This is a genomic window from Stenotrophomonas sp. 2YAF22, assembly GCF_052114665.1.
Taxonomy (GTDB): Bacteria; Pseudomonadota; Gammaproteobacteria; order Xanthomonadales; family Xanthomonadaceae; genus Stenotrophomonas; species Stenotrophomonas indicatrix.
In genome coordinates this window covers 1-3,959 of record NZ_JBFRFE010000409.1, presented here as the reverse complement: position 1 = coordinate 3,959, position 3,959 = coordinate 1, and the positions used below count along the sequence as shown (strand labels likewise).

General features: G+C 66.2%; 4 protein-coding genes. All 4 read left to right on the top strand.

What is annotated here, in order from left to right:
* On the top strand, positions 1-550 hold a 550-nt coding region (locus AB4Y84_RS15485; RefSeq protein ID WP_442250392.1), incomplete at its 5' end, for a DUF4115 domain-containing protein.
* A 64-nt stretch (positions 551-614) separates the two neighbouring features.
* Positions 615-1,253, top strand: a complete 639-nt coding sequence (locus AB4Y84_RS15480) for a YfgM family protein (protein WP_025874997.1) — start codon at positions 615-617, stop codon at positions 1,251-1,253.
* Positions 1,253-2,461: an outer membrane protein assembly factor BamB gene (gene bamB / locus AB4Y84_RS15475; RefSeq protein WP_088100629.1), complete on the top strand. Its 1,209-nt coding sequence runs from the start codon at positions 1,253-1,255 to the stop codon at positions 2,459-2,461. Before AB4Y84_RS15480 ends, bamB begins: the two co-directional genes overlap by 1 nt.
* 15 nt (positions 2,462-2,476) lie before the next feature.
* A complete protein-coding gene (der, locus tag AB4Y84_RS15470; protein ID WP_025874993.1) occupies positions 2,477-3,874 on the top strand; it encodes a ribosome biogenesis GTPase Der in 1,398 nt (465 codons plus the stop codon).
* Positions 3,875-3,959: the final 85 nt, after the last annotated feature.

Sequence of the window (3,959 nt, the reverse complement as noted above, 5' to 3'; positions counted from 1 at the left end):
CCGCATTGCCGAGAATCTCGGCCGCCGTGCGCTGTATGTCGGTATTACCGCCGTGCTGGCCGTCCCGGTCTGGTTCGCCACCCGTGGCCACTTCGATGGCGTCGCGCCCTCGCCGAACACCGCCTCGCTGGACGTGATCCCGGCCGCCGTACCGGTTACCCCGGCCGGTCCCGGGTCCGCCGCTGCCGCACCCGCCGAGGTGGCGGCCGCGCCTGTCACCAAGCCGACCGCTACCCCCTACGTTGCCTCGCTGGCCCCGGTGCCACGCGCTGCGCCGGCCGCTGCCGCCAACCTGGACATGCAGTTCAGCGGCGACAGCTGGGTCGATATCGCCGGTCCGGATGGCGGTAGCGTCGAGAAGGCGTTGATCAAGGCGGGCGAGACCCGCAGCTTCACCCCCGGCCAGGTGGCCCGGGTCACCCTGGGCAACGCCTCGGCGGTCCAGGTTCAGCAGAATGGCGCTATCGTCGATCTGACGCCCTATCAGCGAGCCAACGTGGCACGCTTTCAGGTATCCTCTGAAGGCTCCGTTGTCCCGGTTTCACACTGAGGCGCGGTTTCACCACCTTCGATAATCCCAATGGTCCCTCCCGATGGGCGGGGCGAGAGTACGCATGGCGATCGACGACCTGCTCGACGAGCACGAACAAAGTGAACGCGTCCGCAGCTGGCTGCGGAAGAATGGTGCCAGCATCCTCGGTGGCGTAGTCATCGCCATCGGTGCCATTGCCGGCTGGCAGTGGTACCAGAAGGATCAGGGCGGCAAGCTGGCTTCGGCCAATGTCGAGTACCAGAAGGCCCTGGTGGGCCTGCAGCAGAACAAGCTCGATGACGCGGCCAAGGCGGTCAAGGCGCTGGAGGCTGGCCCGTCCAGCATCTACGGCGACTTGGCTGCGCTGCAGCTGGCCAAGGCCCAGGTCGATGCCGGCAAGAATGAAGAGGCGCTGGCCACCCTGCGCGCGGTGAAGGTCGAAGGCGACCTGCAGCGCGTGGTCGACCAGCGCGTGGCACGCCTGCTGGTGGCTACCGGCAAGGGCGATGAAGCGATCAAGCTGCTGGGCAGCGCCACCGACAGCAGCAGCCTGGAAATCCATGGCGATGCGCTGATGGCGCAGGGCAAGCGTGACGCGGCCCGCGAACAGTATGAGAAGGCGCTGAAGACGCTGGACGTGGCAGCGCCGCAGCGGCGACTGCTGGAAACCAAGGTTATGGACGCCGGCGGCACCGTCGCCGCCCCTGCGGAGTCGGTTTGATGAGTCAGAAGGTCATGATCACGCGCGTCGCCACCGTACTCCTGCTCGGTATGGCGCTGTCCGGTTGCAGCACCATGAAGGGCTGGTTCGCGGGCAAAGACGCAGCAGCGAAGAAGGCACAGGAGCCGGCGGAACTGGTCAAGTTCGAGCCGACCCTGAAGGTCAACAAGGCCTGGTCGGTCAACCTGGGCAAGGGCGAGCGCCGCATCGGCGTACGCCAGGGCCCGGCAGTGGCCAATGGCCACGTGTTCGCCGCGGCGATCACCGGTGGCGTGCACGCCATCGACCTGCAGACCGGCAAGAAGGTCTGGACCTGGGAGCCGAAGAAGGAAAAGAAGAAGGCCAAGCTGCGGCTGTCCGGTGGTCCGGGCGTCGGCGAGAACCTGGTGGTTATCGGTACCCTCGATGGCCAGGTGATCGCGCTGGACATCAACGATGGCAGCGAGAAGTGGCGCGCACGCGTGCCGAACGAAGTCATCGCCGCACCGGCCATTGCCCAGGGCATGGTCTTCGTGCGCAGCAATGATGGTCGCGTCACCGCGTTCGATGCCGGCAACGGCACCCAGAAGTGGTTCAACCCGAGCGAGCTGCCGGCGCTGACCGTGCGTGGCAACGCGGCGGTGGTGGCCGGTCCGGGCGTGCTGTTCATCGGCAAGGACGAGGGCAGCGTTGCTGCGCTGGCCATGCAGGACGGCCGCACGCTGTGGGACCAGAACGTGGGTACCGGCGAAGGCCGTACCGAGCTGGACCGCATGGCCGACGTCGATGGCGCCCCGGTGCTCGACGGCAATACGCTGTTCGTGAGCAGCTTCAAGAACCAGACCATGGCCATCGAAGGCCCGACCGGTCGCCCGATGTGGGCGCGTGACCACGGCGGTGCCGGCGGTGTGGCGGTGTCTTCGGGCAATGTTTTCGTTACCGACAACAAGGGCGGCGTGTTCGGCCTGGACAAGGCCAGCGGCGCGGCGATGTGGTCGCAGACCGCACTGGCCCGGCGCTCGCTGACCGGTCCGGCGCTGCACGGCGACTACGTGGTGGTCGGTGACTACAAGGGATACCTGCATTGGCTGCAGGCCTCCGATGGCGCGATGGCGGCGCGGGCGAAAAGCGGCGGTGATGCGCTTCTGGCCCAGCCAATCGTCGTCGATGGAGTGCTGCTGGTGCAGAACGTTGATGGCAAGCTGACCGCATTCCGGTTGGCAAATTAATACGGAGTAATCGCGATGCTGCCTTTGGTCGCCCTGGTTGGACGGCCGAATGTCGGCAAGTCGACCATATTCAATGCACTGACCCGAACACGTGACGCCCTGGTCCATGACCAGCCCGGCGTCACCCGGGACCGCAACTATGGCGTCTGCCGGCTTGACGAGGACAACCATTTCCTCGTCGTCGATACCGGCGGCATCGCAGAGGAAGAAGAAGGCCTGGCTGGTGCTACCACGCGCCAGGCCCGCGCTGCCGCTGGCGAAGCTGACCTGATCCTGTTCGTCGTCGATGCCCGCGAGGGCACCTCGGCGATGGACGATGAGATCCTGGCCTGGTTGCGCAAGCTGTCGCGCCCGACGCTGCTGCTGATCAACAAGATCGACGGCACCGACGAGGACACCGTGCGTTCGGAGTTCGCCCGCTACGGCTTCAGCGAGATGCTGACCGTGTCGGCTGCCCATCGCCAGGGCCTGGACGACCTGCTGGACGAGGTCATCCAGCGCCTGCCGGAAGAGGGCAGCGGCGAAGAGCTGGACAACGATCCGAATCGCGTGCGCATCGCCTTCGTCGGCCGCCCCAACGTGGGCAAGTCGACCCTAGTCAACCGCATCCTCGGCGAAGAGCGCATGATCGCCTCGGACGTGCCGGGCACCACCCGCGATTCGATCTCGGTGGACCTGGAGCGTGACGGCCGCGAGTACCGCCTGATCGACACCGCCGGCCTGCGTCGCCGTTCGCGCGTGGACGAGGTCGTCGAGAAGTTCTCGGTGGTCAAGACCATGCAGTCGATCGAGCAGTGCCAGGTGGCCGTGCTGATGCTCGATGCTACCGAAGGCGTGACCGACCAGGACGCCACCGTGCTCGGCGCCGTGCTGGATGCCGGCCGCGCGCTGGTGATCGCGATCAACAAGTGGGACGGCCTGACCGACTACCAGCGTGAGCAGGCCGAAACGATGCTGTCGCTGCGCTTGGGCTTCGTGCCGTGGGCCGAATCGGTGCGCATCTCGGCCAAGCATGGCTCGGGCCTGCGTGAGCTGTTCCGTGCGGTGCACCGCGCGCACGAATCGGCGAACAAGACCTTCACCACCAGCGAAGTGAACAAGGCGCTGGAAGTGGCCTACGAGACCAACCCGCCGCCGACCATCCGCGGCCACGTCTCCAAGCTGCGTTACGTGCACCCGGCCGGCGCCAACCCGCCGACCTTCATCGTGCACGGCACCCGCCTGAAGGAACTGCAGGAGTCGTACAAGCGCTACCTGGAGAACTTCTTCCGCAAGCGCTTCAAGCTGATCGGTACGCCGGTGCAGTTCATCTTCCGCGAGGGTGCCAACCCGTACGAAGGCAAGAAGAACGTGCTGACCGAACGGCAGGTCAAGGCCAAGCGGCGCTTGATGAAGCACGTCAAGGGCAAGTGATCCACGAGAAGGCGGCCGCAGGGCCGCCTTCTCGTTTGCGGTAGTGCCGGCCGCTGGCCGGCAACCTCATGAACATCACGCGGCT

Excerpts from the sequence above, each read along its gene's own strand:
- der (WP_025874993.1), top strand. The coding sequence starts at position 2,477 with ATGCTGCCTTTGGTCGCCCTGGTTGGACGGCCGAATGTCGGCAAGTCG.
- AB4Y84_RS15480 (WP_025874997.1), top strand. The coding sequence starts at position 615 with ATGGCGATCGACGACCTGCTCGACGAGCACGAACAAAGTGAACGCGTC.
- bamB (WP_088100629.1), top strand. The coding sequence starts at position 1,253 with ATGAGTCAGAAGGTCATGATCACGCGCGTCGCCACCGTACTCCTGCTC.